The following is a 24,113-nucleotide window of genomic DNA, read 5'->3' on the forward strand; positions in this document are numbered from 1 at the left end:
AGGAAGCAGCGGCCCGCCGGCACCGCACGGGGCTTCGTGCCGCTGTGACCGGCGCAGCAAGGCGCCCCATCCTCTTCCTCGACGTCGACGGTCCACTCATCCCGTTCGGGGCGTCGTACGGCTCCTCGATGACTTTCGATCAGGGCAACCCGCTGCTTGATCGACTAGATCCCGGCATCGGCTCGCGCCTCCTTGCCCTGGGCTGTCGTCTCGTGTGGGCCACGACATGGAGGCAGGACGCGAACGAGGCCGTCGCTCCGCGCCTGGGACTGCCCAAGCTGCCCGTGGTGGAGTGGCCGGACTCCGGCGCCGACGACGGACCCCGCGGCCTGCACTGGAAGACTCGCCCCCTGGTCGACTGGGCCGACGGTCGGCCGTTCATGTGGGTCGACGACGAAATCAGTGCCATGGACCGCCTGTGGGTCGCTGCCCACCATCCTGTCCGTCGCTGCTTCATTGCGTCGACCCGGCTCAAGGACTCGCACCAGTCGCCCCGGAAGCCGGCCTGGAGCTGAAGGCCGAAGCCGAGCTTGAGCGCGGCTGTGCATTCGAGGCCGTCCTAACTGATGGGAGACGCGCAAACCATCTCCGCAGCCAGAGCGTTGCAGCGCCACGCTTGGGTGCTGGAACAGTTCGTCCGTGACATGCGCCCAGGGACGCAAGAGGACTGGAAGAGGGCGTTCCAGGAGTTTCCGGAGAAGCGGGACGAGTTCTGCGTCGCCGCACGCACCAGCCTTGGCGTGCATGCAGAGTTTCGGCTGCGATCTGAAGACCCGGCCATCCTCGGGCCGGAATGCCCGCGGGAAGCGTGTCGCTGACCACCGCTTCAGGTGCTCTGCTCCGGCTGCTGTCCCCGGACTGATGCGCCGGCCGGACGGAGGCGCTGGTGTGCGCCTCCGTCCGGCGTCGTCGATGTCAGCCGTGGATGTCAGGTGCCTCCCGACCCGCAGCTCTGCGGAAGCCGGTCCATGGCGGTTGCCGGGGCGGCTGTTCTTCTCTGCCGTGCAAGCACGCTCACCGTGCTTGCCACTCCGCTCTCGGTCAGCGAGTACCGCACAAGAACCTGAGGTGCAGGCTTACCGAGATGGGGGAGGTGGTGCCGCCCTGCGTCGCGGTCCCGTAGCCCGTGGCGCACGCGAAGACTCCACTGCCACCCGTGACCATGAGGGAAGCGGTCGGCTGGGAGTCGTTGGGCTGCGCGAACTGAACTCCTACTTGCCCTTCGCCGTTGGACAGCCGCAAGGTGTAGACCCCTTCGCTGGGTCCCGAGTTGAACCTCGACATGATGCCGGTCACGAATCCGATGGCACGCCCGTTGCGAGACGCGTCCAGGCTCTGGATCGTCACTCTGCCGGTCGACCCGGGGATGGTGTCCTCCTGCGCAACACGAAGCTCGAATTGCAGGAGACAGTCCCGTTCGTTCGGCCTGCCGGAAATGCCGCAGGGGCGATCATGGTCCGAGTGGTACTGGGCGGCTACCGCAGGGGAAGCGAGAGAGGTGGCGGCTGCCGCCAGTGTGGCGGCCCAGACGACTGTCTTGCGCACGTGGGCAGGTCCTTCCTGGTTCCGTGTGACGTGTGATGATTCGGAATACCCGCAACGGGCCCAACGCGTCAGGCGCGCAGCGAGGTTCACCCGGTCAGCCCTTACGCACCGCACACGCCCGCTCCTCCGCTGCGCCGACGCATCGGCAGAGACCGCCTGACTCTTGTCGGGCATCTCGCTGAGCTGTGTTCCCTGCTCAGCAGCGGTGGGCTCGTACGCTTGGTGATCGTCGTGGGCCGTCATCGGCCACCACCGACCGGCCTCGGACGGCCCGGGGACGGCCCAGCCATGCAGGATGCGGGACCGCACTCGACTGGCGGAGGGCACCTTGATGTGATCCGTCGGAACGCAGCCGACGGCAGTCCACCACCACGGCGGGTCCGCCGCCCGAGGCGGCCTGTTCGATCACCGGCGGCAGAACGTCGGCGGCGAACGCGCGGGCGTGCACCTTCTGCCGGGGAGCGAGGGCGCTGTCCTTGAACGCGAGATGCGGGACCCTCGCTTTCGACTCGCGCGAGTTTCGGTGATCCTGCGGCCACATGGAGCATGATCGAAATGCGGTCGGCGTCGCTCACCTCGACGATGACGTTGAAGGGCGGAGCGCGAGGTCTGCCTGTGCCAACCGAGCACTCCGCCGAGTCAAGCGTCAGGGAAAGAGGAAACTATGACGGCAGCGACGGAGACTCCCACTCATGAAAAGGCCGGAGTAGGCCAGGAAGAGTTCGGTGAGGAATCCGCCTTCGGTCCGCTTCTGCTGGCAGCGTTGCTGTCCCGGCGTGAGGAGCGCGGGGACGAGTCGGTCATCGAGCACCCGCTCCTCCTCGCCGCGCTCGCGCGCCGACGTGAGGAGCGCGGAGAGGAATCGATCATCGAGCACCCGCTCCTCCTCGCCGCGCTCATGCGCCGCCGACGTGAGGAGCGCGGAGAGGAATCGATCATCGAGCACCCCCTTCTCCTCGCCGCGCTCATGCGCCGCCGGCATGAGGAGCGCGGAGAGGAATCGATCATCGAGCACCCCCTTCTCCTCGCCGCGCTCATGCGCCGCCGGCATGAGGAGCGCGGGGACGAATCGATCATCGAGCACCCGCTCCTCCTCGCCGCGCTCATGCGCCGCCGACGTGAGGAGCGCGGGGAGCCGCTGATTCAGCATCCCCTCCTCCTCGCGGCACTCATGCGCCGCTGACGAGAAACAGCGACACTCTGCCCTCCGATCCCGGCAGTCGCCGACATCGGAGGGCAGGTCCCGTACGGCAACCGAAGACCTGAGGAAACAAAATGGCAGCTGAGTCCGGCGGAAAATCGGAACGGGATCCCTTGGGGGCTTTCGTTGACGAGATCTTCGAGGAAATCGTACGCAATGCCGGGATCCCCCATGACGGCACCGGTGTCAAGCACGGAAAGGAGCCGCTGGCCGAAGCCCTGATGGAAACGGCCGTGGCATTCCTTTCCCAGCCGCCTTCCCGTTCCTCGGAACTGGAACGGGTGCTGCTTGCGCAGACCCTCGCGACCGCGCTGGCAGAATCTCTCGCGCCCGCTCTGGCAGATGTGCTGGCCTCGGAGATCATGAAAGTGCTGAACCACCACGCGGCCTCCCGGAGGGACACCACCCACCAGACCGGTGGTGGAGCCGGTACCAGCCACCGGTCTTCCGGCGGGGGCGGGCGGTAACGGCCTTGCCACGTTGAAAACCGAGGTCGGTCAAGCGGTTTTACGATGACGCTGCTTCGGCGCGAGTGACCACGGCCGCGTAGGTCGTGGCGCGTCGGGCCGGTGGTCCTGGATCGCGTTCGCCGTGTGGGAGGACGGCCGTCTCCTACGCTCCCTGAGCCTGTCGCCGGACAGCGGCATCGTCGAGCACTTCGGCGAACCGCTCACCTTCGAGCTGCCTTAGCGGACGAACCGCCCAACCGACGTCATCCCTGGCCCGACGAGGACGAAGAGCCGTACCCGCTGCCCTTCCGCTCCCTGGACCTGGGCGAAGGCGCGCTGCGCGCGCTCTGGGACCTCATCCGGGCCCCAGCTGACCGGCCCGGACGACGACCGGCGAGCCCGAATACCGCTTCCTCGGCTCCGTCAGCACCTGCCCGTCGTCGCCCAGTTCGGCCACGACCGGAACCGCGGCACACCAGTCCCGCGCCACGCTCGAGCCGTTCCACCGACGACGTTCACCTCGCTCGGGGACTGCACGGGCCTCACTCCCCGGGATTCCGCCGGCCCCGCCGATCCGAGCCGGCTGGTCTCGCCCCGCGACCAGGCCGTGCGCCGGCGTCGTGCCGAACGGACGCCTGTCACCGCCGCCTTCGCGACTGGTCGCTGACCGCCGCCTGGTGTCGTCAGCCGTCGGCCTGTTCTCGTTTGCGGAGCAGGACCAGGACCGCGCCGCCGATCACCACGAACCCGATGGCCACGCCCGCGATCAGCGGGGTGATCGCGGAGCCGCCCGTCGTGGCGAGGTCGGTGCCGGGGGCGGTGGTGCCGCCGACCGAGGCGGGGGCGGGTTCGTTGTGGGCCGGGGCCGCCCGGGTGGTGAGGGCGCCTTGTGTCTTGCAGTCGAGGACACCGGTGAAGCGCCGACTGAAACCGTGCGGGCCGGTGATCGTGAAGTCGTAGGCCTGGTCCTCCTGGAGAGGGACGGTGACCGTGCGGGAGGCGCGTGCGGGGATCGTGTGCTCGGCGCCCATCAGCTCGAAGGTGAAGGGCCGGTCACCCTTGTTGGCCACGGACAGGTCGATGCCGCCCTTGGCGCAGTTCTTCCGGACCGAGACCGCCGGTATCGCGCCCTCGGCCGCCCAGGTGGCGGTCGCCGTCGCGGAGACCGTGGACTCGCTGGAGCCGGCCAGGATCTGTGTCTGGCTGCGGCTGTCGGAGGTGAACGCGCGGCCCACGGGCACCGTCGTCGACGCCTGCACGGTCAGCTGGGCCGTGCCTCCCCCGCTGTCGGCACCCTGGGAGGGGTCCCCGACGGCGTCCTCCGGTATGTCGAAGTACAGCTGACTGCCGTCCCGCGCGGACGTCATCACCTTGCCGGCCTTGTCGGTGATCCGGACTCCGCTGGTGGCCGCGTCCGGCGGCGGGCTCACCGTGACGGTGCCCGCGTTGGTGTGCACGGTCACCGGGCCGAGCAGGGCTCCCGGCCGCCCGGAGACCGCCGGCGGGTCAAGGGTCAGCGAGGCCTCGGGTTCACCGAGATCGCGGGCGCTCTTCTGCAGATAGTCGGCGAGTTTCTCGGCCTGCGGGTCGACGGCGTCGACCTTCGCGTGGTCGGAGTAGCGCCAGATGGCCACCTGGGTGCCGGCCGCCGCGTCCTGCTCGGTCAGGGTGCCGGTGCCCGCCTGGCGGGCGAGCGCGGCGAGGTCGTTGACCTGGGGGTAGGAGTTCTGCAGGATCCAGCGGATTCTGCCGGCGTCCCTGTTGGCGCCCAGCGAGGTGCCGCTCCACGGCGTCTCCTCGTAGTGGGCGTCGCGCTGGGTGGGGTCGTGGAGGTCGACGCAGTACGTCTGGAGGGTGCCGCCGCCGTCGACGGACATCTCGAACAGACCCGCCTCCACGCGCTGGTCGCCGCCGTCCCCGTGGATCACTGCCTCGCCGTAGGTCTTCAGACCGTTGATCGTGGCCGTCGCCCCGCCCTCGGTCTGCGGTGTCCCGTCGGTTCCGTCGGCCGCGGCCGTACCGGCGCCGGACAGCACACCGGCCACCAGGAGGCCGGTCACCGTCGTGGCAGCGGCCAGGCGCGCCGCACCGGCACGGCGACGGAGCCCAGAGAACGCAGCAAGCACAGAATTCCCCTTCCGGCAGGACCCGTTGGACGTGGGGGACGGTCCCACCAGCAGAATCGGCAGCCCCTAGGGGCACGCCCGGCATCCTATGGATCAACCGGGGCCTCTCCCGCCGGTCGGATGAACCGATGGGCGATCCGATCCGTAATCGTTATCGCCGGGACCGTCCACGAGCTGGGCATATCGACAAATCCACCGCTTCGTGCGGGTGGTTCGGCCACGCTGTACGCCGCCGGCACGGTGCGTTCGTAGGGCGTCGCGCCCGCCGACGTCACGTCACCACCGCTGGTTCCGGGGCCTGTTGGCCTGTCTCCTCGGCCTCGGTCTCGGCCTGACGCGGTGTCTCCCAGTCCGGCTCCGGCCGGTTCGCCGCCGGCGCCGTCTCGGGCCGCGCCGGACGCTGGAAGGCGGCCGTACCGCGCGCGAGGTCGTGCCCGATCGCCACGGCGTCGATGTCGGCGGAGGCCCACTGCTGCTGTCCGTCGCGCACCTCCGTGCGCACCTTCAGCCGGCCCTGCACGAGCACGGGCTGGCCCACCTCCACGCAGGCCGCCACGTTCACCGCGAGCTGACGATGGGCCCACACCGTGAAGAAGTTGGTGTGTCCGTCCGTCCAGGCGCTCTTCTCCCGGTCCCAGTAGCGCGCGGTCACCGCCAGCCGGAACCGGGCCGACGGTCCCGCCGCCGTCTCCCGGTACAACGGCTGGGTCGCCACGTTGCCGACCACGCAGACGATGGTCTCGTTCATGTTCTCGCTCCCCTCCCGCGCCCGGTCCCTTCCGGCGGCCGGGCGGACGTCTGAAACGTCTGGCTCATGTGTGTCCGAGTGCGGGTTCGTACGACCGCCGCCGTACGTGTCCGCGCGTCCCGCCGATCACCACGTCGTCCGCCGCCCCTCCGGACGGACCGGACCGCCGGGCGATCGCCGCGACGACCTCAGACTGCCCCCGCCTCGCCGGATCCGCCGAGCGCTGTGGACTGCCCCCAGCCTGTGGAAAACCTCGCCACCCGTGTGAGTGACGCGGGTCCTCCGCCGCCCTTGTCGTCCGCGTAGCCGACGCCCCGGCCAAGGGTCGAAGGCCGGGTTCAGGGGTTATGAAAAAAGGGGGTGAGGGGCCTCGGACAACAACGAGACCCCTCACCGTCGACTCCCCGCACGCACGGCCCGGTACGCTCCTCAGCCCACCCCCGCGCCGTTCCGCACGACCCGCCCGTACTGCTCCCGCACCTCCCGGTACCGCAGCAGCTCCGCCGCCACCGGCTCCAGCACCCGGGCCCTGCCGCACCCTGCGGCCGCTTCCCGGAGCCGGCGTTCGGCCTCCTGGCCGTAGCGCCGGGCCGGTCCTCTCGCCGCCATCCGGGAGCTCCACTCCACCAACGGTCCGCCGGCGATCCCGCAGGCCATCAGCAGTACCGGCACCCCGAGGCCGGGTGCCATGGCACCGACGATCTGGCCGACCAGCCACAGACCGCCCACGACCTGGAGCAGGGTCATCGCCGCCTGGGTCAGCACGGCGGCGGGCCACCAGCCGGGGCGCGGTGGCCGGCCCGGCGGCAGTCCCGCGCGTGCCGCCAGGTCGTCCAGCGTCTCCGGCAGCCCCTGCGACCCGCGTACGGCGGCCTCGCGCACCGCCTGCGCCCACGGCGCCGGAAGCCCCGCCGAGGCCCGGTCGGCCACCGTACGGACCGCCTGTTCGACCCGCTGACGGGCCGTGGACTCCTCGTCGGGCGAGGCCGTGCGCACGGGGAGGCGGCCGGTGGTGGGCTCGCCGCGGAACCGGTACCAGCGCCACAGCCGCAGCCAGGGAGTGCCGCAGGCGCGGCCCGCGTTGCGCAGCCAGGCGCGCTCCGCGGCGTCGCCCGCCGCGACGGCGCCCACCGCGTCCGCGAGCCGCGCGGCGAACTCCTCGCGCGCCTCCTCGCTGAGGCCGGCCCGCTGCCCGGTGGCGTACAACGGCCGCAACCCGGCCGCGGCGGCGTCGACGTCGGCCGAAACACGGCGAGCCGCGACACCGCGTTCCGCCACGAACTCCCCCAGCACCTCGCGCAGTTCGCCGACGCCGTCGCCGGTGAGCGCGGACAGGGCGAGCACCGTGGCGCCCGGTTCACCGTACTCGCCGAGCGCGATGCCGTCCTCGTCCAACAGCCGGCGCAGATCGTCGAGGACCTGGTCGGCGGCCTCTCCGGGCAGCCGGTCGATCTGGTTGAGGACGACGAACATGATCTCCGCGTGGCCGGCCATCGGGCGCAGATAGCGCTCGTGCAGCATGGCGTCGGCGTACTTCTCCGGGTCGACCACCCAGATCACGGCGTCGACCAGTTTCAGGATCCGGTCGACCTGTCTGCGATGCTCCACGGCGGCGGAGTCGTGGTCGGGCAGGTCGACCAGGACCAGCCCGCGCAACTGCGCCTCGGCCTCCGGGCTCTGCAGCGGGCGGCGGCGCAGCCGACCCGGGATGCCGAGCCGGTCGATGAGGCCCGCCGCGCCGTCGCTCCAACTGCACGCGATGGGCGCGGCCGTGGTGGGGCGTCGTACGCCGGTCTCCGAGATGGCGACTCCGGCAAGGGCGTTGAACAGCTGCGACTTGCCGCTGCCGGTCGCACCCGCGATGGCCACGACCGTGTGCCGGCCGGAGAGCTTGCGGCGGGCGGCCGCCTCGTCCAGGACCCGGCCCGCCTCGGCGAGGGTTCGGCTGTCCAACCGGGTCCGGGAGAGCCCGACCAGTTCACGAAGGGCGTCCAGCCGGGAGCGCAGCCGGCCGTCGTACGCCAGCGGGGCGGGGGGCTCGCTGCTGGGGCCCCGGCTGCCGGCGTCCAGGGCGCAGGCCCGTTCGGCGGCGAGGGCGGCGGCGGTGGCCTCCGTGACGCGCCGGGCGATGAGACCGTCGTCCCAGGGCTCCGAGGAGTCGGGGGGTGTGGAGGGGTCCGCGGGCCGGGAGGGCTCGGCCGCCGGGGAGGGCTCCGAGGATCGCTGGGGGTCCGCGGCCCGGGTGGCGGCCGAGGGCCGGGAGGAGTTCGACGGCTCCGGGGACCTCGCGGCTTCGGGTGCCCCGGAGGCGGTGGCCGGGTCTGCGGGGGTGCGGGGGGCGGGGGGCTGCGGGAACGTGGGCATGTGCGGGAGCCGCGGCAGGGCCGGGAGCGATGCGGGGGCGGGTCCGCCGGTGGGGAGCGGTACGGCTTCGGTGGCGGTGTCGGCCGTGGGGTACGCGGGCGCGTGCGGCAGGGGCAGCTGCGCACCGCGGCCGGTGTCCGCGTTCTCCGCCGGTTGCCGGCCCCGGCCTTCGCCCCCCGCCCCGACTCCTGCGGGCCGCTCCCGAGCCACGGCCTCGCCGTCACCCTCGCACCTTCCCTTGCCCTTGCCGTCGCCCTCGTCGTCCCGCACGTGCGCGTGTCGGTCACTCGTCGGGCGCGCGGGGTTCTGGGCGGCGTGCGCGTGCTCCGCCCCGTCGGTGCGGGAGTCCGTGCCTGCGCCAGCAACCGTGCGATCCGGAAGGCCGCCTTCCGCTGCCACCGACGCAGCGCCGGGAGAGGGTTCACCACTGTGGTTGCTCGGCCGCCCCTCGGCAGCGGCGACAGCTGCGGCGCCCTCCGTGCCGTCGGCCATCCCGCCCCCGTGGCCCCCGTGGTCCACCAGCGCCGGCTCGGAGCGAGCGCCGTGCTCGCGGCACCCGGTACTGCCGCTCTCGTTGCCGTGGATGTCCGGCTCCTTGTCCCGCATGCGTCCCACGCGTCTCATGTGGTCGGTGTGATCCGTGTGGTCCTGGTCAGTGACGGAGGTCACCGGTCACCTCTCCTTCTGCAGTACGGACAGCGCGGCGATGAGTTCGGCCTGGGGATCCGGCTGGATGTCGAGGGCGTCGAGCGGGGCGAGGCGCCGCTCGCGTTCGTTGTGCATGACGCGGTCCACGTGTTCGTCGAGCAGCCGCCCGGCCCGGTCGCGCAACCGCAGCGCGCCGTGCGCCCCGATCCGCTCCGCGAGCCCCTCGCCGGCGGTGCGCGCCCGCCGTCCGCCGAGCACCGCGGTGGCGACCAGGGCTGCGACGGCCTCGACGTCCGGTGCCACGGAGCGTTCCAGCACGCGTACCTCGTCCTCGGCGTACTCCCCCAGTTCGCGCCGCCAGCGCCGTACGGCCAAGCCGATGCGGTGTTCGGAGCTCTCCAGGGCGGAGTCGCCGGCGGCGAGGGCCGGGTCGGCCCCGGCCGGCTCGCGCCGCCAGGCCTCGTCGACGCGCTCGTCGGCGGCGGTGACGGAACACAGCAGCAGGGCGGCCAGGCTCTCCACCAGGGCATCCAGGAGCTCGCCGGGCGTGCAGTCCAGCGGGAAGGCCCGCCAGCGTTTCAGGGCGTCCCCGGAGAGCACGGCGCCGGACCGGAGCCGGCCGCGTACGCGCGCGTGCTCGCTGTCGTAGGCACTCTCCACGGCGGAGGTGAGCCGGAGGGCGGCCGCGTACTGGGCGGCGGCGGCGCCGGCCAGCTCGGACATGCGGGCCTTGAGCGAGTCGAGGAGGCCATGGACCGTACGGGTCATGACGTGCTCTCTCGCGGCCGGGTCCTGGGCGTGCTGGGTGAGCCAGTCCCTCAGCGGGGCCACAGCGGTGGCGGGCAGCAGGCCGGCGCCCCAGGCGGACTCGGGCAGCTCGGGCACGGTGAAGCGCGGTACGTCGCCGAGCCCGGCCTTGGTGAGCAGGGCGCCGTACTGCCGGGAGACCTCCGAGACGACCTGGTGGGGCACTCGGTCCAGGACGGTGACGAGGGCGACGTCGTACTCCTTGGCGGTGCGCAGCAGGTGCCACGGGACGGCGTCGGCGTAGCGGGCGGCCGTGGTGACCATGATCCAGATGTCGGCGGCGCAGATCAGTTCGGCGGCGAGGACACGGTTGTCGGCGACCAGGGAGTCGATGTCGGGGGCGTCGAGGAGGGCGAGTCCGCGCGGGAGGGTGTCGGCGGTCTCGATGCGCAGCACGCGCGCGGGGGGCACGCCGGAGGGCATGAGGTCGTCGGAGTCCTCCTCCGCGCCCCACACGCGCGTGAGGTCGGGCAGCACACGCATACCGCTGAACCAGTGATGATCCTCCGAATGGCAGACGAGGACGGGTGTCCGGGTCGTCGGCCTGAGGACACCCGCCTCGCTCACCCGTCGGCCGACGAGGGAGTTCACCAGCGTCGACTTGCCGGCTCCGGTGGACCCGCCGACGACGGCCAGGAGCGGCGCCTCGGGCTCCTTCAGGCGGGGTACCAGGTAGTCGTCGAGCTGCGCGAGGAGTTCGTCGCGGTTGGCACGCGCGCGCGGCGCTCCCGGGAGAGGCAGCGGAAAGCGTGCGGCGGCGACACGGTCGCGCAGCGCGGAGAGAGTGTCGAGCAGCTGAGGCCGTACGTCCAAGGTCACCACATGCGAAGAATGCCCAATTTTAGGGGAATTCTGAAGCATATGGACATGTCTGCGCGGCGAGAGGACAGAAAGGGCGCAAGGGATGACTAGGGCGCGGGCACAGCTCAGGCATAACGAGTGCACAACACCCGGTGCGTCGGAGGCCAAAAGCGATGCACGATTCGTACCTGCCTGCGATTATCGGGATCGCTTCACCGAACCTCCACATCGAGCCACGGAGGCGAAGCGACAGGGTCGAGGACCAGGGAGCTTTATCCTTGGTTCCGCCACCAGGCCCCCGTAGCTCAGTGGATAGAGCAGGCGCCTTCTAAGCGCTTGGCCGCAGGTTCGAGTCCTGCCGGGGGCGCCACCCGCCACCAGCAAAAACGCCCCAGAGGGGATCTCCCCTCCAGGGCGTTTCGTGTCTCTGACGGCAACGCTGACGGCAACGGCCCCGTCACTCACTCGTCGGCCAGCAGGCTCCCCAGCCGGTCCAGCGCGGCTCGCTTCTCGGTCATGTCGGCGTGCGCGTAGATGCTCATGGTCACGTCCAGCGCGCTGTGTCCGACGATGTCGCGCACGATGTGCGGCGGGATGCCGAGGCCGAGCAGCAGGGTCACGCAGACGTGCCGGAGATCGTGGAGGCGGACGTCCAGGCCCAGCCGCTCACGGACCGGGTAGAAGTGCCGGTTCAGGTTCCGAGGCTCGATCGGAGTACCCCGCCGGGTGGTGAAGACCAGGCCGGTTTCCTGCCACCGCTCCCCCGCGGTTTCACGCTCCTCCGCCTGGCGCTCACGGTGCCGGCGGAGTACGTCGACACACACGGCCGGGAGTGGTACGGGCTGCTCCGGGCGGCGCGTCTTGGGCGCGGTCAGCGTCAGCTCTCCGTTGACCCGCTGCAGGGCCGTACGGATCTCCAGCGATCCCCCGTCCAGGTCATCGTCCGACCAGTGGAGTCCCGGCAGCTCGCCGCGCCGGAGCCCCAGGTACAGGGCGAGCACGTACGCCGCGCTCAGCCGGTCGTCACGCACGTCGGCCAGAAGCTTCTTCGCCTCAGCGACGGACAGGCCGCGCCCGACGCGGTACCGGGGAGTCTGCACCTGCACGAGCTTGGCGACGTTGCGCTGCACCGGTTCCCCCCGGACCGCGTGCTGCAGCGCGTTGCACAGTACGGCGTGGAGGTACTGCACCATGCGCGGTGACAGCTGCTTGTTGCAGCACTTCTTGGGACTCAGCGCGCAGCAACGACGCTTCGCCGGCGGACGCGCCACGTCCTGGCCCTGGGCGCAGCACTGGCAGGCCTGCCTGGCCCGGTCGAGGAACAGCCGCACGTCCCTGGCCGAGAGCCGGGCGAGCTTCTTCTTGCCGAGTCGGGGACGATGTACGCGTTCACGCACTTGCTGTAGCTGTAGACCGCCGGGGGTGACGGAATAGGCGCGGGACTTGGTGGAGAAGTGGCCGCGGAAACCGAGCATGTGGGCCCACTTGCGCGGGCGCAGGCCTTCGAGTTCGCGGAGCGCGCCCAGGTGCCAGCAGGTCAGGATCATCCGCCGGGCGTGTTCGGTGACGCCGGAGCCGACGTGATCGGGTTGCGGACTGGACGGTCCAGGGTGCCGGCGGTCTCGGCACCCTTGGTGGCGTACTTGGCGATGTAGGCGGCGACGGCCCGGCTGGACAGCTCGGAGGCGCCCGCGAAGTCGACGGAGCGGATGGGACGGATGTCGAGTTGGTCGCCGAGCCGGAAGTCGTACGCGCGGCCGTCGAGGACGGGGCGTGATGTCTCGGCGAGGCGCGGCGCGCCGCAGAGCGGATCGCGTCGGTGAGAAGTTCGGGGTCAGTCCCGTGAACGGGGTCATCCAGCACGGTTCCGAGGATGTGATCACGGCAGCCACATGGAGATCATGCGGCCGGATCAAGAAGCACTGGAACGGGGGACTTGAGATTACCTGGAACGGGGACGCCGGAGCAAGGAGTTCCTGGGCATGCGAGAACGCCCCCGCCGTCTTGGCGGGGGCGTTCTCGCATGCCCAGCGCTTGTGCCTTCCATCGGCATGCATGGGACCTAGAAGGAGCGGCCCGTCAACTCAATGGTTGACGTCCGCAACTTTTTTGCCGCGCATCCCTTGGACATGTTCATGGATGGCGACAATCTTGTAGGCATCGTCAAGGAGTCGCTCGGTGAACCCGAGGACCCTCTGCACCGCATCGACCGCTTGCTGCGCATGGTGCCTGTGCTCGTCCCACCAGCCTTGAAGGCCTGCGTGGTGTGTTTCGTGGTGTACGGGAGTCGTAAAAGGGATATATCTCCCGTCGGCGGTTTCCGCAAGGTATCCGTACGACATTTTCACCCCCCTGTTCGTGCGGACTCGCAATCACCTTTTCCTCGTGCAGATTGACGCAAACGCGGCCGAGCGTTTTGATCACCGACCTGCTCCGATCTGCGCCCGTAGACGTTCGACTGCTGCACTCCGTGTGATCGTTTTCTGGCACGCGGGCAGCCCTCTAGCAGGTGCCAGGACCGGCAGTCAGAGATCAACAGCCCGAAGGTGATCGATGTCGAATCCCAGCTGGTGCCCGACGTTCTGGTGATTCAAATTTTCTCCACTGGTTCAAGTGCGGCCCGCTCCGCTCACCGCGCGCAGGCCCGGCCCCCGGCCGGGCCTGCGCTCCTGGCTGTCTCCGCCCCGCTCCAGCCCGGCCGGCGCCCGTGCCGCGCGCCCAGCGACAGCCGCCTAACGTCAGAGAAAGGCTTCGTCGTGGCGGGGGCGGTCGGCTCCACGGCTTTACGGGGCCATGATCACTCGCGCCAAAGCAGCGCCACCCCAAAGCCGTTACACCGACCTCACGTCGGGGAAGCCTGAGCCGACGTTCATGGAACGGGCTGATAGACGAGGAGTTCGGGGCGCCCACCGGGGCCATGCGGGACGGGGTAATAGCTGCGGTGGGTGGTGGGGTCGACGGCAACGACGTGGGCACCGTCAGCGAGATGGGCGCGGCCGGTGACGGTCAGATGCCGGTCGCGGTTGTCGGCGGTGGTGACCCAACCGGACTCCGCGGCGACGTACAGGTGTCGGGCCACGGGGTCGTATGCCAGCACGTCGGGGTCCTGGCCGACCGCGTCGGTACCGGTGATGTGCCAGGTGGACAGGTCCACCGCGAGTAGGCGAGCGTTGCCGTCGCAGGCGACGAACGCCAGTCGGTCGGCGGAGGCGAGGATCAGGCCGTGGTCGTGGTCGCAGCCGGGCAATGAGACACGGCGGGTGATGCGGAGGCTGACCGGGTCGATGACGGCGAGTTGGTTGCGGGTCTGGACGTCGACGAGCATCTGCCGACTCGTGGGGTCGTAGGCGACATTGCCTGCCTCGCCGCCGAGGGGGACAGTACCGCGGACCGCTCCAGTGGCTGCGTCAATGACGGTCTCCGAGCCGCCGGACTCGTTGGTCGTCCACACCGTGCCGTGCTCCGGGTCGTCGGCCAGCCCGTCGGGGTAATCGCCGGTGGGGCTGCGGTGCAGGACGGCGCCGGTGGTCTCGTCGATGACGGCCACCTCGTCGCTGTCCGTCGCGGTGGCGTACACCCGGTGCCGGTCGGGGACGACCAACACGCCGTGGACACCGGACAGGCCATCAATGGTCCGTACGACGCGACCCGTGCGGACGTCCACCTCGATGACCTGGCTCGCGCCGAGGTGGGCGATGAACAGCAGTCCGCGTCCGGGGTCGAGGCTTGCATAGTCGAAGCGGGAACTGTCACCCGGCAGGGCGACCCGGGTCACCTGCCGGAGTGGGAGCGTCACCTTGGGCGGCTGGCTGCTGGCGCTGGTGAGCAGCACGCCCGCCACGGCGGCAGCGAGGGCGACGACCAGTCCGGCGGCGAGGGCCAGCAGAGCGCGAGGGCTGAGATGGCGGGTCATGTGACGGCCTCCCGGGTCGAGTGATGAGGGAGCGGGCGCCGGGCATCGCAGAGTCCTCACTGTCTGCCGGCGCCCGTCGTTTTGACTCAGTCGTTGAGATTCCGCCTGCCTCACGGCCGATCTCGCGCTCTGTGAGGGTGCGACCTGGGTGGCATCCAGGCCCGGTACGACTTTGTCAGGGTGCAGCGAGACATGCGCGCGCCTCGTCGGTCGGCGCACTCGCCGTCGTGGCTTTGCTCTTCCATAGGATCGGTTAGCCCCCTCATGAAGGGGGCCGATTCCAGTGATCTTTGCGCCGTGGGCGCCCATACCGCTTCCCTGGTCCCGGGCCAGGGACCTTCGGAGGTGGGAGAGCAGGGTCTGGACCGTGGTGACCAGCGCGTCCTGGACTCTTTCGGCGCCGTGGTCGCCGGGCAGGTGCAGGAGCGGGATCTACCGGGTGGCACGCTCGACCAGGGTGCCGATGGCCGGTCCGGGCGGTGGCTTGTGACGGGAGCCTCCTGTTGAAGCACCTCCCGATTTCCCGGCCCGCGTCGATAATGACCTTGTGCGCTCGCTGGCCAGGAATTCCATACTGCCCCTGACCCTGGTCATCGTCGGGGCAGCCGTGGTCGTGGGCGACGCCGCGGATATGACCAATACGGTCAGAAGCGGCGGGCGCAGCGGTTTCGGCAAGTCCGGCGAGCCCGGCCGGTCCCCGCGGGACCAGGACCAGGACCTCCCCGCGACGGCCCCGGCCAAGGACGGCACCGCGTACACCCCCCTCAGGACCGAGGAGAACGCCCGGATCGGCGCGGTCTTCGAGAAGGACGACCGGGGCGCCCACTTCTGCACGGCGAGCGTGGTGCGGAGTCCGGGCCGGAACATGCTGATCACCGCGGCCCACTGCGCCTTCGACGCCGACTCCGGACAGCCTCTGAACGACCTGGTCTTCGCCCTCGGCTACCGCGACGGCGACGAACCCACCGGCCTGTGGAAGGTCAGCAAGGTGGTCGTCGACGACCGCTGGGCCAAGTCGCAGGACGAGGACCTCGACGTCGCCTTCCTCGTCGTCGACCAGAAGGACGGCAAGGACATCCAGGACGTCCTGGGCGGCAACACCCTCGGTATGGACCGCGGCTTCCACAACAAGGTCGAGATCACCGGGTATCCCACCAGCCGTGACACCCCCGTCTCGTGCCGGAACCGGACCACGAAGTTCAGCGACACCCAGCTGCGCATCCAGTGCACCGGCCTCGCGGACGGGACCAGCGGCAGTCCCTGGCTCGCCGGCTACGACCCCAAGAGCCACACCGGCACCGTCATCGGCGTCCTGGGCGGCCATGAGGGCGGCGGCGACCAGGACGATGTCTCCTACGCCGCGTACTTCGACGACGACATCGCCAAGCTCTACCGGCGTGCCCAGGACGAGGACTGAGCCCAGCCCGTCCGCACCCGCTCACGGCGAAGGGCCGTAGCCGCGAAGCGTGCCAGGCAGCGACCAGGCGGCACAGAGCTGACCCTGGAGGACTTCGATGGCCTTCCCGGTGGCTCACTCTGCTGAGCACGTCGAACGCCGTCGGGACCGATGGCGGCGATGCTCGTGCTGAGACCACACACGGCCGTTCCCGTACTCTTCCTCCGAGCCGCCGCGCAGGCCCGGCTCCGGAGGGGGCAGGGAAGATCGACATGAGCGGTCTGCTGCTCGCCGGCGTCATCATCGGCTCCCTCGGCGTGCTCGACGACGTCACGGTGACGCAGACGTCGGCCGTCTGGGAGCTGCACGAGGCCAACCCCTCGATGGGCCGGCGCGGCCTGTACCGGGCGGGCATCCGCATCGGCCGCGACCACATCGCCTCCGTGGTCAACACCTTGGTCCTCGCCTACGCCGGCGCCGCGCTACCCCTGCTGCTCCTCTTCTCCATCGCGCAGAGCGGTGTGAGCACGGTCGCCAACAGCGAACTGGTGGCCGAGGAGATCGTGCGCACGCTGGTCGGATCGATCGGTCTGGTCGCCTCGGTGCCGGTCACCACGCTCCTGGCCGCCCTGGTCGTCTCGGCCGACCGCACCGGCCCGCAGGCTGAATCGCCAACCGCGGGCGCGGTAGCAGCTGCGGGCCGGGGCGGGCGCCGACGGAAGCGTTGAAAGGAGGCCAAAGCCTGCGTCCTGGTGCTCATCGGCGTGCGCGCTCCGGCGGCCGTCGGCCGGTCTCGGGCAGGTCGAGGAGGTCTCCTCGCGTCAGAATCCGCCGTTCGAGGTCACGCAGGTGCGCCGAGATGCACCGGGTGTGGACGGTCAGCAGGAAGGAGACGTTCCGGCCGTTGCGGTCAGCCGGCGGCCGGCACGGCGCCCTCCCCGAAGGCGGCAACGTCCTGGGGGAGCCATGTCCTCGCGGAGGCGGATGAACCGCACCGGTGCCGCCCGGCTGACGCAGCGCCACACGTCCGGTCCACGACTGGGACAGCGGCCTCGCGACCTGGGGGGAGCCGCGTAGGGGGATGAGACTTTCCCCGCTGCACCGAGCCCCGGCTGCGCTCCGCTCCGCCGGGCGCGCTTCCCGGCCCCCGCCGCGGACGCGACCGGGCCGGGACTCGGCCACGGGCCACTACGGCAGGTCGACGGCGTTGACGGAGAGGCCGTTGTCGACCGTGTAGTACGGGCGTACCCGGGCGCGTCCACGCGGGGTTTCCTCGAACACCGTGACCGGGTAGACGTACACCTTCTTGCGGTCCTTGACGTCGCCGAACCAGCCGCTGACGGACACAGGTTCGGCCCGTCCGGAGACGCGGACCGACAGGTCCCACAGGTCCTCCTCGTCGTGGTGGTGCCGAGCGACGTCCGCGCAGATGACACGGGCGTGCAGCAGCCCGTCCCCGTCGCGGTGCCAGGACGGCTCCAGGACCGGGGCGTCGGCGCGGCGGCGGTGCCGCAACTCGAACCCGTCGACGTCGGCATCGGTCCCGAACAGGCGCACCGTGACGCCGATCTCACCGCTGTCGATGTCGACGCCCTCCACCTCGGCGTGCACGTCGGCCTCACGGGTGCTCAGCGCGATGAACCCGTCCACGGTCGTGTACGGCAGCAGCGCCCGCACCGGGGAGAGCCGAGGTTCCGGCCGGAAGTCCATCAGGCCCCGCAGGTCGAGCGGGTCGCTGCGCAGCCTCTTGCGCGGCCCCTTCGCCGGAGCGATCCACAGGTCCCACACCGCGTTCCCCAGGGGCAGCGCGCGCTCGACGGGAGCCGAGAGGCGACCGCCGCCGTCGCGGGCGAGTGGCACGCGCAACGTCGTACGATCCTTGCCGCCGCGTCTGATCAGCAGCAGCTCGCCCTCGTCGACGGGGGCGGCAGGCGCCGGTGTCACGCGCAGCGAGCCGTCCGAGCCCGCACGGACGGACCCGCTCATCGGAGCCGACGGCTCCGACGCTGCCGCCTGAGGCGCGGCCGCCCGTCCGGCGCCGGTGCGTCGCAGACGGCTCCACAGCGATGTGCGTCCGGGCGTCGTGGTGGAGCGGCCGGCGCCGAGCTCACGGAACAGCTCCTCGTAGCGCACGGCGATCGCGGCGGGGTCGAACCGCTCGGCGTTGCGGCGGGCCGCGGCACCCATGGCGGCCCGCGCGCTGTGGTCGTCGATCAACCGCAGGAGGCCCTCGGCGATGGAGTCGACGTCTCCTGGCCGGACCAGCAGGCCGTCCTCGCCGTCGCGGATGATCTCACGCGGGCCGAGAGGGCAGTCGGTGCTCACGACCGGGACGCCGCAGCGCATCGCTTCCACGATGGTCATGCCGAAGGACTCGCTGTCCGAGGTGACCGCGGCGATCGAACCCTTGACCCACTCGGCCTCGATCGGCGAGGCGAGTCCCATCAGATGGACCTGGTTGTACAGGCCGAGGTCGTTGATCAGGGAGCGCAGCTTTCCGCGCCGGCCGCCGTCGCCGTAGATCCGAAGCCGCCAGTCGGGATGCTTGGCGGCGACCTGCGCGAAGGCCTGTACGAGCAGGTCGTACCGCTTGATGGCCGCGAGCCGCCCCGCGGCGACGACCGTCTTGGCGGCAGGGTCGGCCGGAGACACCGCCGGCGCGGGGACGCTGTTCGGTACGGAGACGATCGGCAGCCCCGGAATCGCCATGTCGCTGCGGTAGTTGGCGGCATCGGCCTCGGAGACCGTGACGAACCCGTTCAGGCGTGCGTAGGCCTGCCTCAGCTCCGAACGCAGGGCCTGCGAGTGCGATGCGAGCGTGATGTGCTCCTGCCCGATGCGCAGCGTCCGGTCGCCGGCGAGCCGCGCGACGTACACGTTCAGTCCGGGCCGCGTCCCGATGAGCACGTCCGGGCTGTTCCGGCGGAAGTACGCGGCGGTCCGCTCGTCCGTCACCGTGCTGTACTGGTGGTAGCGGGCCTCGGCTGCGGGGAAGACCCGGGCCGGTACGGACCGGTCCTTCTCGGGCACCTCACGCGTGTCGACGAGGCTGGTCAGCCTGATCCGCGGGTCCACGGCGAACAGCGGTGCGTCGGTGCTCCGGAACACCGACACGATCTCCACCTCGTGGCGTTCGGCCAGGGCAGAGGCCAGATTGATCGTTGTCCGATTTGTTCCACCCAAGCCATACACGTTGTGGATGAGGAACGAGATCTTCACACAGTTCTCCTGCTTGTACGGCACGGGTGGAGCTGTCGCACCGGCCGGACACGGACCGACCGTAAGACAGCCATAGAGTATTCACTCATTTTTCTCACCAAGCACAAGGGGCAAGGACGCCCGGTCCCCCTCCACCCCTCCACCCCTCCAGAAGCCGTGCTGACATCGACGGCGCCGGACCAATCTCGTCTTTCGCGGAGGTGACACGGACGTCGGTCATACCCCTGGCCCGGTCGGCGTGGAGGCAGGACGCCGGTTGGGTCGCGGTCGCGTGCACGGTGGAGCCGCTGCTGCCATCGGCGCAGGCGGACTCCATGGACGAGGTGACCGGCAGGAGGGAGACCGGGACCACCTTCCCGGTACCGCCCTGAACCACGTGCGCGCGGGGGGTCGCGCCGTCCCCGACGGCCACCCAGGCGGTGATGGCCACGGCGGCTGCGAGGACGCCGGCCCCGGTGCGGGCCGGCCGCTGCCGCCGCCGGGCGACACGCAACGCACCGTCGGGCCGGCCGACCAGATGGGCACCGGCGGCGTCACCGCCGTTCTCACGGATGACGCTTCTTCCGGAGGCGGTGGAGGAGGAGGCCGACGGCCCTGCCCCGGCCAGCGTGGTGCGGAGAGAGGCGAGGGCCTTGTGGGGCTGGCTGCGGACTGTCCCCTGAGCGACGCCCGGAATCGCGGCGATCTCGTCGTCCGGCCGGTCCTCGAAGTAACGCAGCACGATCACCGCACGCTGGCGCTTGGGCAGCCGCCGCAGCGCGGCCATGATGTCCTGCCGCCGGACCACGGTGTCGGCCCAGTCGGCGACCTGCCCGGACGGCTGGTTCGGCAGGGTGTCCGTGACCGTCTCCCACCCCCAGCCGAGGAGCCTGAAGCGATCCACCTGGGCGTGGTAGAGAGCCCGGCGCACCTAGCTCTCCGGCTGCTCCCGGCCACGCAGCTTCGACCAACGCCGAGCGGTGGAGGCAAGCGCGGTCCGGAGCAGGTCGCGGCCCTGTTCCCAGTCCCCGGTCAGCAAGTAGGCCGTGTGCAGCAACGATCTCGACCGCGCTGCGACGAACTCGCCTGGCGTTCCTCGTCGGCGTTCAATGTGCCCTCCCTCGTTCCCCTGTAAAGATCGTTACGGAGGAGGGTTCGACTGCCCTGCCGGTCGGACTTTCTCGACCACGACGCCGGCAGGCCCCGCGTGGGAGGCGCCGGGGGCCGTGCGGCGCCCCAGCCCTCGCCGGTGCGACGGGCGGATGCGCGCAAACAGGAGTCGAATGCGTGTCGAAGCTCATGGTCGAGAAGGAGAGGGCGGTCGGCGGTCGCCGTTCTCGAGCGGGGGGATCAGCCGATGCCCGGCGTTGGACGGGGGCGCACTCAGCCGGTGTGGGGGTGCCGTCGTCCCGCTCCGCGTCATACGGCGGGGGCGCCGAGGCGTGCGTGCTCGTGGCCGTCGCCGAGGAGGTGCGGCAGCGGGGAGCGCAGCCCTACGCCGGACAGCCAGAGGCCGACGGCAGTTGGCGACGTCCGCTCGGGCACGGGCCGCCCCTCGCCGTACCGCGGCCCGTCCGGGATGCCGGCACCGGCAGTCGCCGCCCGCCTTCGGCAGTTCGAGGCCGAGCGACTTCTCCCCGCCTCCAGCGGTACCGGAACGGGGGCCGTGACGGTCGTGGCAGGACGGCACAGCCGGCCGCTCGTCCAGCAATCCTCATCGATGTGCCGGGGTCGGCCGCGGCGCGGATGCGCGGCCGCCGCCTGTGTTCTCGGCGGTCAGCCGCGCAGGGTGCGGACCGGCAGGACCAGGTGTGCCGCCTGCCTCAGGGTCTCCTCGGCGCCGGCGAAGGCGGCCAGTGCCGCAGGATCCACCACCCTGCCCGGCACGGCTTCGGGCCAGGGACGGGTGGTGAAGACGAGATAGGCGAAGCCGCGCGTCCCGGCCGCCTCCAGCCATTCCCGCGGCGCCGGGCACTGGGCCTTGAGCTGCGCCGTGCTCACGACGGCCTGCCCGGCCTCGACCAGCAGACTGACCGGCAGCCCGGGCTTCGCGGCACCGTCCACGAGGTCGCCGCCCACGGGCAGGCCATTGCTCTCCAACAGCCGCCGGACGGCGAGGGAGGAGGCCTCCGGGCCGCCCTCGCCGTCGCCGAGGGGGTAGGCGAGCAGGTAGGGCATGTCCCCGTCGGGAGCTTCTCCGCTCCAGGCCAGTACGACGATCGTGCCCAGGTCGGCGGGGCGGGCGGGGAGCGTTTCGCTTGTGGTTGAGATCACCGCGCGATCGTAGCGACGACCCCCCGCAGCAGCCCGGCGCCGCATCACTCGACCGGACCAGCGGCCGGCACTGTCCATACGAACGAGGGACACCTCTCGGTGCCCCTCGAACACGGCGGACGTCACGGTCAGTTCTGCAACGGCAGACCGCCCGGCAGCGAGCCGTGTCGGTTCAGCGCACCCGCCGGCCCCTTGACCGTGAGCAACGCGGAGTGCCGGTTCTCCGTGTCCAGCGCGTCCGACCGGTGGTGCAGCGGCATCACGTCGCAAGGGCCCTCGGTGAGCCTGTTTTCACGGCACCGTTGAGGCTGGTGGGCGTCACATCGGCGGCACTGTCGGCGAACGCCGGCGCGGCGACACCGGCGACGGCCTTCACGACTTCGTCGGTTCCCCTTCTTCGTCAACCGCGGCAGGATCGGTCTGTCCGGCGCGGTGCTCGACGATTCCCGGCCGGGCCGGATACTCGGAGTGCGGAACCGCCTCGGTGGGCCGTTGACGGGCTGGGAGGACGGGCCGGTCGGGTGGCGGGCGGGTACCCGCCTTCGCGGCCCTCCGGCAAGCCGCACCTCACTGACCTGCTACGACGCCGCCTTGAACCCACTCATGTACTCGTCGACCGATGAACTCGGGTCTCAGAGAACCTGCCTGTCGGAGCACCTTTGGCCCGGGCCTCCGTGGCAGGGGGCTGCTGCTCGGTGTTCGACACCGAGCAACCGTTCAGAAGAACCCGCCCGTACGCCCCGCGACCATCCGGCCGAGATCCACGCTCGAGGCACGTCTCTCAGGACCGGGAGAGCAATGGCTGCTCACCCCCGTTGTCGCCCAGCACCCCTCAGGAAGGCCCCGATGCCACTCGGCGTGCCGAGCCCCGTCGGGCCGTCGTAACCCGGGCGTGCTGTACACAGGTAACTTCCACCGCAGGAGCCGTTGCTGCCCGAGTCCACATCGTTGAGTGCGGAGGTGTGGCTGTACGGGTAGGAGCCATAGACGCTCGATGCGGCATTGCCCGCGAGCGCATAGACGCTGGCGATGATCGGGGAGGACACGCTGGTGCCGCCCACCTGGATCCAGCCGTCGGCACCCTGGACCAGGCCGAGGGAGAGCAAGATGTCGCACAAGTTGCTGTGACCACAACTGTTGTAGGTGTCGTAGGTGGCCACTCCGGTATACGGGTCGGCGACAGCAGACACATCCGCAACGGTCCGCCGACTGCAGTCGGGATCGTGCTGCCAAGCGGGCTTTGGTTCATAGGCCGAGCAGCCCGAACCCGAGCCGCTCCATGCCGTCTCACTCCAGCCACGGGAGTTGGACGCCTTGATCAGCGAAGTTCCACCGACCGCGGTGACATAGGGGGAAGAGGCGGGCCAGGACACACCGTAGCCGGAGTCACCGGAACTCACGGTGATGGCGACACCGGGATGGTTGAAGTGAATGTCATCGGACGCCACCGCGTTGTCCTCCGGCTCGCCCCAACTGTTGGAAATGGATGTCACACCGGGTGTGGCGGCCGCTCGATCTTCGGCTTTCATCAGGTCGGGGGTAGAAGCCGAATTTGCCTCGACCAGCAGGATGCGGCAGTCGGGGCAGGCAGCGGAGACCATATCCAGATCAAGACTGATCTCTTCCGCCCAGCCGTAGTCGCCCGGCGGAAGCGGTGAGGTCTGCCCGTTCTCGTTCACCTTCCTGAAGCATCCGTTGGTCGTGGTGCACGGGGGAAGGCCATAGGACTTCCGGTACGTCGCCAGATCGGACTCTGCGTTCGGATCGTCATAAGCATCGACGATGGCCACCGTGCGCCCCGAGCCGGACGTGCCGACCAAGTGGTATGCCGACTGCAGGGCGGATGGTGTGTAGCCGGCGCTGGTCGGGGACCCGCTGACAGTTGGCGAGATCTGCCCTCCGGTGGTTCGGTGTCCCACCATGAGACCGAAACAGCGAGCCATGTCGGGCGAGTTCGGGTGAGCACACCCGAACTCGACCACGTCCTTCGGGTTCTGCGGCCCGGCCGATGTCCGGTTCCCGGAATTCGCGGCACGGTGAGAGCCGACCGACAGTGGGCGAGCGTCGGCAAGACCGCCACTCACGCACATCATGAGCAGAGTGAGCAGCGCTGAGACCACTGTTGCCCGGCGCCATGCCGGAGGCCTCGGTGCACCCCGCCCCAGCGGGTGCCGAACCGATGACGGTCTGGTGGGTTCTTGGTGCATCACGCCTCTTGTCGCATCCGAGACCGCGCTAAATCCATCCGAATCCGATAAGCGCCGGATTAGAAATGGACCGCTTCCCCCGCGGAGGAGAACCTCGGCGGTCAAGGCGGCCCATGAATTGCTTTCCGGCGTACCGGAAGCAGGTGCGGTCGACCAGTTCTATGTGCCGCACCCATGCTGTAGCAGGAGACGACGCCTGCACTGCAGCAACACTTTTCTCCCACTCGTACGGCGCATTGAGCCACCCAACGGCTCCGAGAAATGGGGAATTTCGGATTGTTCTTCGAGACACGGTGGACGAGTCGACCAGGCGTCATATCCCATACATGCAGACTTGTATGATGCCGTTTTGATTCGCCGGTGGTGAGACTGGGCGGTCTGCGGGCAGGGCTTGCGCAAGTTCCCGCGATCGCCCAACTGGCATGAAATTGCTGCG

General features: G+C 70.3%; 17 protein-coding genes, 1 tRNA gene and 5 pseudogenes. 7 read left to right on the top strand and 16 right to left on the bottom strand.

The genetic code is table 11. From position 1 onward, the window contains the following. The first annotated feature begins 44 nt into the window (after nucleotides 1–44). Nucleotides 45–643: pseudogene (locus AC5WRT_RS37195) on the top strand (HAD domain-containing protein). Nucleotides 644–1,041: 398 nt separating this feature from the next. Here AC5WRT_RS37195 and AC5WRT_RS37200 read toward each other — a convergent pair. Together AC5WRT_RS37200 and AC5WRT_RS37205 are read right to left on the bottom strand one after the other, a co-directional pair. Beyond that, complete coding sequence (locus tag AC5WRT_RS37200; protein ID WP_496098572.1) at nucleotides 1,042–1,545, bottom strand: hypothetical protein; 504 nt, start codon at nucleotides 1,543–1,545, stop codon at nucleotides 1,042–1,044. 646 nt (nucleotides 1,546–2,191) lie between these two features. After that, nucleotides 2,192–2,695, bottom strand: a complete 504-nt coding sequence (locus tag AC5WRT_RS37205; protein ID WP_496098573.1) for a hypothetical protein — start codon at nucleotides 2,693–2,695, stop codon at nucleotides 2,192–2,194. Nucleotides 2,696–2,820: 125 nt separating this feature from the next. On the opposite strand from AC5WRT_RS37205, the gene AC5WRT_RS37210 reads away from it, so the two are divergent. Both AC5WRT_RS37210 and AC5WRT_RS37215 read left to right on the top strand, forming a co-directional pair. After that, complete coding sequence (locus tag AC5WRT_RS37210) at nucleotides 2,821–3,213, top strand: hypothetical protein (protein WP_496098574.1); 393 nt, start codon at nucleotides 2,821–2,823, stop codon at nucleotides 3,211–3,213. A gap of 112 nt (nucleotides 3,214–3,325) precedes the next feature. Continuing rightward, on the top strand, nucleotides 3,326–3,436 hold the full coding sequence (locus AC5WRT_RS37215) for a DUF6928 family protein (RefSeq protein WP_496098592.1): 111 nt from the start codon (nucleotides 3,326–3,328) through the stop codon (nucleotides 3,434–3,436). 442 nt (nucleotides 3,437–3,878) lie between these two features. Here AC5WRT_RS37215 and AC5WRT_RS37220 read toward each other — a convergent pair whose 3' ends face one another. From AC5WRT_RS37220 to AC5WRT_RS37235, 4 genes are all read right to left on the bottom strand, one after another. Then, complete coding sequence (locus tag AC5WRT_RS37220; RefSeq protein WP_496098575.1) at nucleotides 3,879–5,321, bottom strand: Cys-Gln thioester bond-forming surface protein; 1,443 nt, start codon at nucleotides 5,319–5,321, stop codon at nucleotides 3,879–3,881. A gap of 271 nt (nucleotides 5,322–5,592) precedes the next feature. Then, on the bottom strand, nucleotides 5,593–6,069 hold the full coding sequence (locus AC5WRT_RS37225; RefSeq protein WP_496098576.1) for a single-stranded DNA-binding protein: 477 nt from the start codon (nucleotides 6,067–6,069) through the stop codon (nucleotides 5,593–5,595). Nucleotides 6,070–6,498: 429 nt separating this feature from the next. Continuing rightward, nucleotides 6,499–8,433, bottom strand: a complete 1,935-nt coding sequence (locus AC5WRT_RS37230; RefSeq protein ID WP_496098593.1) for a YfjP family GTPase — start codon at nucleotides 8,431–8,433, stop codon at nucleotides 6,499–6,501. Nucleotides 8,434–9,105: 672 nt separating this feature from the next. Continuing rightward, complete coding sequence (locus tag AC5WRT_RS37235; RefSeq protein ID WP_496098577.1) at nucleotides 9,106–10,710, bottom strand: dynamin family protein; 1,605 nt, start codon at nucleotides 10,708–10,710, stop codon at nucleotides 9,106–9,108. 273 nt (nucleotides 10,711–10,983) lie between these two features. On the opposite strand from AC5WRT_RS37235, the gene AC5WRT_RS37240 reads away from it, so the two are divergent. Beyond that, nucleotides 10,984–11,059, top strand: a tRNA-Arg gene (locus tag AC5WRT_RS37240). A 91-nt stretch (nucleotides 11,060–11,150) separates the two neighbouring features. On the opposite strand, the gene AC5WRT_RS37245 is transcribed toward AC5WRT_RS37240, so the two are convergent. Then, nucleotides 11,151–11,882, bottom strand: a complete 732-nt coding sequence (locus tag AC5WRT_RS37245; RefSeq protein ID WP_496101039.1) for a tyrosine-type recombinase/integrase — start codon at nucleotides 11,880–11,882, stop codon at nucleotides 11,151–11,153. A gap of 204 nt (nucleotides 11,883–12,086) precedes the next feature. Beyond that, nucleotides 12,087–12,522 (bottom strand): annotated as a pseudogene (locus tag AC5WRT_RS37250) (replication initiator); the annotation flags it as partial. A 254-nt stretch (nucleotides 12,523–12,776) separates the two neighbouring features. Here AC5WRT_RS37250 and AC5WRT_RS37255 point away from each other — a divergent pair. Further along, on the top strand, nucleotides 12,777–13,085 hold the full coding sequence (locus AC5WRT_RS37255) for a hypothetical protein (protein ID WP_496098895.1): 309 nt from the start codon (nucleotides 12,777–12,779) through the stop codon (nucleotides 13,083–13,085). A 473-nt stretch (nucleotides 13,086–13,558) separates the two neighbouring features. Here the strand turns inward: AC5WRT_RS37255 and AC5WRT_RS37260 are convergent, their stop codons facing one another. Next, a complete protein-coding gene (locus tag AC5WRT_RS37260; protein ID WP_496101040.1) occupies nucleotides 13,559–14,602 on the bottom strand; it encodes a YncE family protein in 1,044 nt (347 codons plus the stop codon). Between the two features lie 297 nt (nucleotides 14,603–14,899). Continuing rightward, a pseudogene (locus AC5WRT_RS37265) lies at nucleotides 14,900–15,070 on the bottom strand (IS30 family transposase); the annotation flags it as partial. Nucleotides 15,071–15,149: 79 nt separating this feature from the next. On the opposite strand from AC5WRT_RS37265, the gene AC5WRT_RS37270 reads away from it, so the two are divergent. Then, a complete protein-coding gene (locus tag AC5WRT_RS37270; RefSeq protein WP_496101036.1) occupies nucleotides 15,150–16,019 on the top strand; it encodes a trypsin-like serine peptidase in 870 nt (289 codons plus the stop codon). 245 nt (nucleotides 16,020–16,264) lie between these two features. Continuing rightward, nucleotides 16,265–16,726: pseudogene (locus AC5WRT_RS37275) on the top strand (YibE/F family protein); the annotation flags it as partial. A gap of 460 nt (nucleotides 16,727–17,186) precedes the next feature. Here the strand turns inward: AC5WRT_RS37275 and AC5WRT_RS37280 are convergent. The 6 genes and pseudogenes from AC5WRT_RS37280 to AC5WRT_RS37305 form a co-directional block, all read right to left on the bottom strand. After that, complete coding sequence (locus tag AC5WRT_RS37280) at nucleotides 17,187–19,217, bottom strand: glycosyltransferase family 4 protein (RefSeq protein ID WP_496101037.1); 2,031 nt, start codon at nucleotides 19,215–19,217, stop codon at nucleotides 17,187–17,189. Nucleotides 19,218–19,311: 94 nt separating this feature from the next. Continuing rightward, nucleotides 19,312–20,100 (bottom strand): sigma factor-like helix-turn-helix DNA-binding protein, encoded by a 789-nt coding sequence (locus AC5WRT_RS37285; RefSeq protein ID WP_496101038.1) that lies wholly within the window; start codon nucleotides 20,098–20,100, stop codon nucleotides 19,312–19,314. A gap of 515 nt (nucleotides 20,101–20,615) precedes the next feature. After that, nucleotides 20,616–20,741, bottom strand: a complete 126-nt coding sequence (locus AC5WRT_RS37290; RefSeq protein ID WP_496098817.1) for a hypothetical protein — start codon at nucleotides 20,739–20,741, stop codon at nucleotides 20,616–20,618. A gap of 231 nt (nucleotides 20,742–20,972) precedes the next feature. After that, nucleotides 20,973–21,470, bottom strand: a complete 498-nt coding sequence (locus tag AC5WRT_RS37295; protein WP_496098816.1) for a DUF5949 family protein — start codon at nucleotides 21,468–21,470, stop codon at nucleotides 20,973–20,975. Nucleotides 21,471–21,598: 128 nt separating this feature from the next. Next, nucleotides 21,599–21,846: pseudogene (locus AC5WRT_RS37300) on the bottom strand (hypothetical protein). Nucleotides 21,847–22,276: 430 nt separating this feature from the next. Beyond that, nucleotides 22,277–23,677 (bottom strand): S53 family peptidase, encoded by a 1,401-nt coding sequence (locus AC5WRT_RS37305; RefSeq protein WP_496098815.1) that lies wholly within the window; start codon nucleotides 23,675–23,677, stop codon nucleotides 22,277–22,279. Nucleotides 23,678–24,113 lie beyond the last annotated feature (436 nt).

The organism is Streptomyces sp. NTD91 (assembly GCF_059510455.1).

Bases quoted from the DNA above. Each gene is read 5' to 3' on its own strand.
- AC5WRT_RS37205 (WP_496098573.1), bottom strand. From the start codon at position 2,695: ATGCTGAATCAGCGGCTCCCCGCGCTCCTCACGTCGGCGGCGCATGAG.
- AC5WRT_RS37210 (WP_496098574.1), top strand. From the start codon at position 2,821: ATGGCAGCTGAGTCCGGCGGAAAATCGGAACGGGATCCCTTGGGGGCT.
- AC5WRT_RS37225 (WP_496098576.1), bottom strand. From the start codon at position 6,069: ATGAACGAGACCATCGTCTGCGTGGTCGGCAACGTGGCGACCCAGCCG.
- AC5WRT_RS37230 (WP_496098593.1), bottom strand. From the start codon at position 8,433: ATGCCCACGTTCCCGCAGCCCCCCGCCCCCCGCACCCCCGCAGACCCG.
- AC5WRT_RS37245 (WP_496101039.1), bottom strand. From the start codon at position 11,882: ATGGTGCAGTACCTCCACGCCGTACTGTGCAACGCGCTGCAGCACGCG.
- AC5WRT_RS37255 (WP_496098895.1), top strand. From the start codon at position 12,777: ATGGTTGACGTCCGCAACTTTTTTGCCGCGCATCCCTTGGACATGTTC.
- AC5WRT_RS37260 (WP_496101040.1), bottom strand. From the start codon at position 14,602: ATGACCCGCCATCTCAGCCCTCGCGCTCTGCTGGCCCTCGCCGCCGGA.
- AC5WRT_RS37305 (WP_496098815.1), bottom strand. From the start codon at position 23,677: ATGCACCAAGAACCCACCAGACCGTCATCGGTTCGGCACCCGCTGGGG.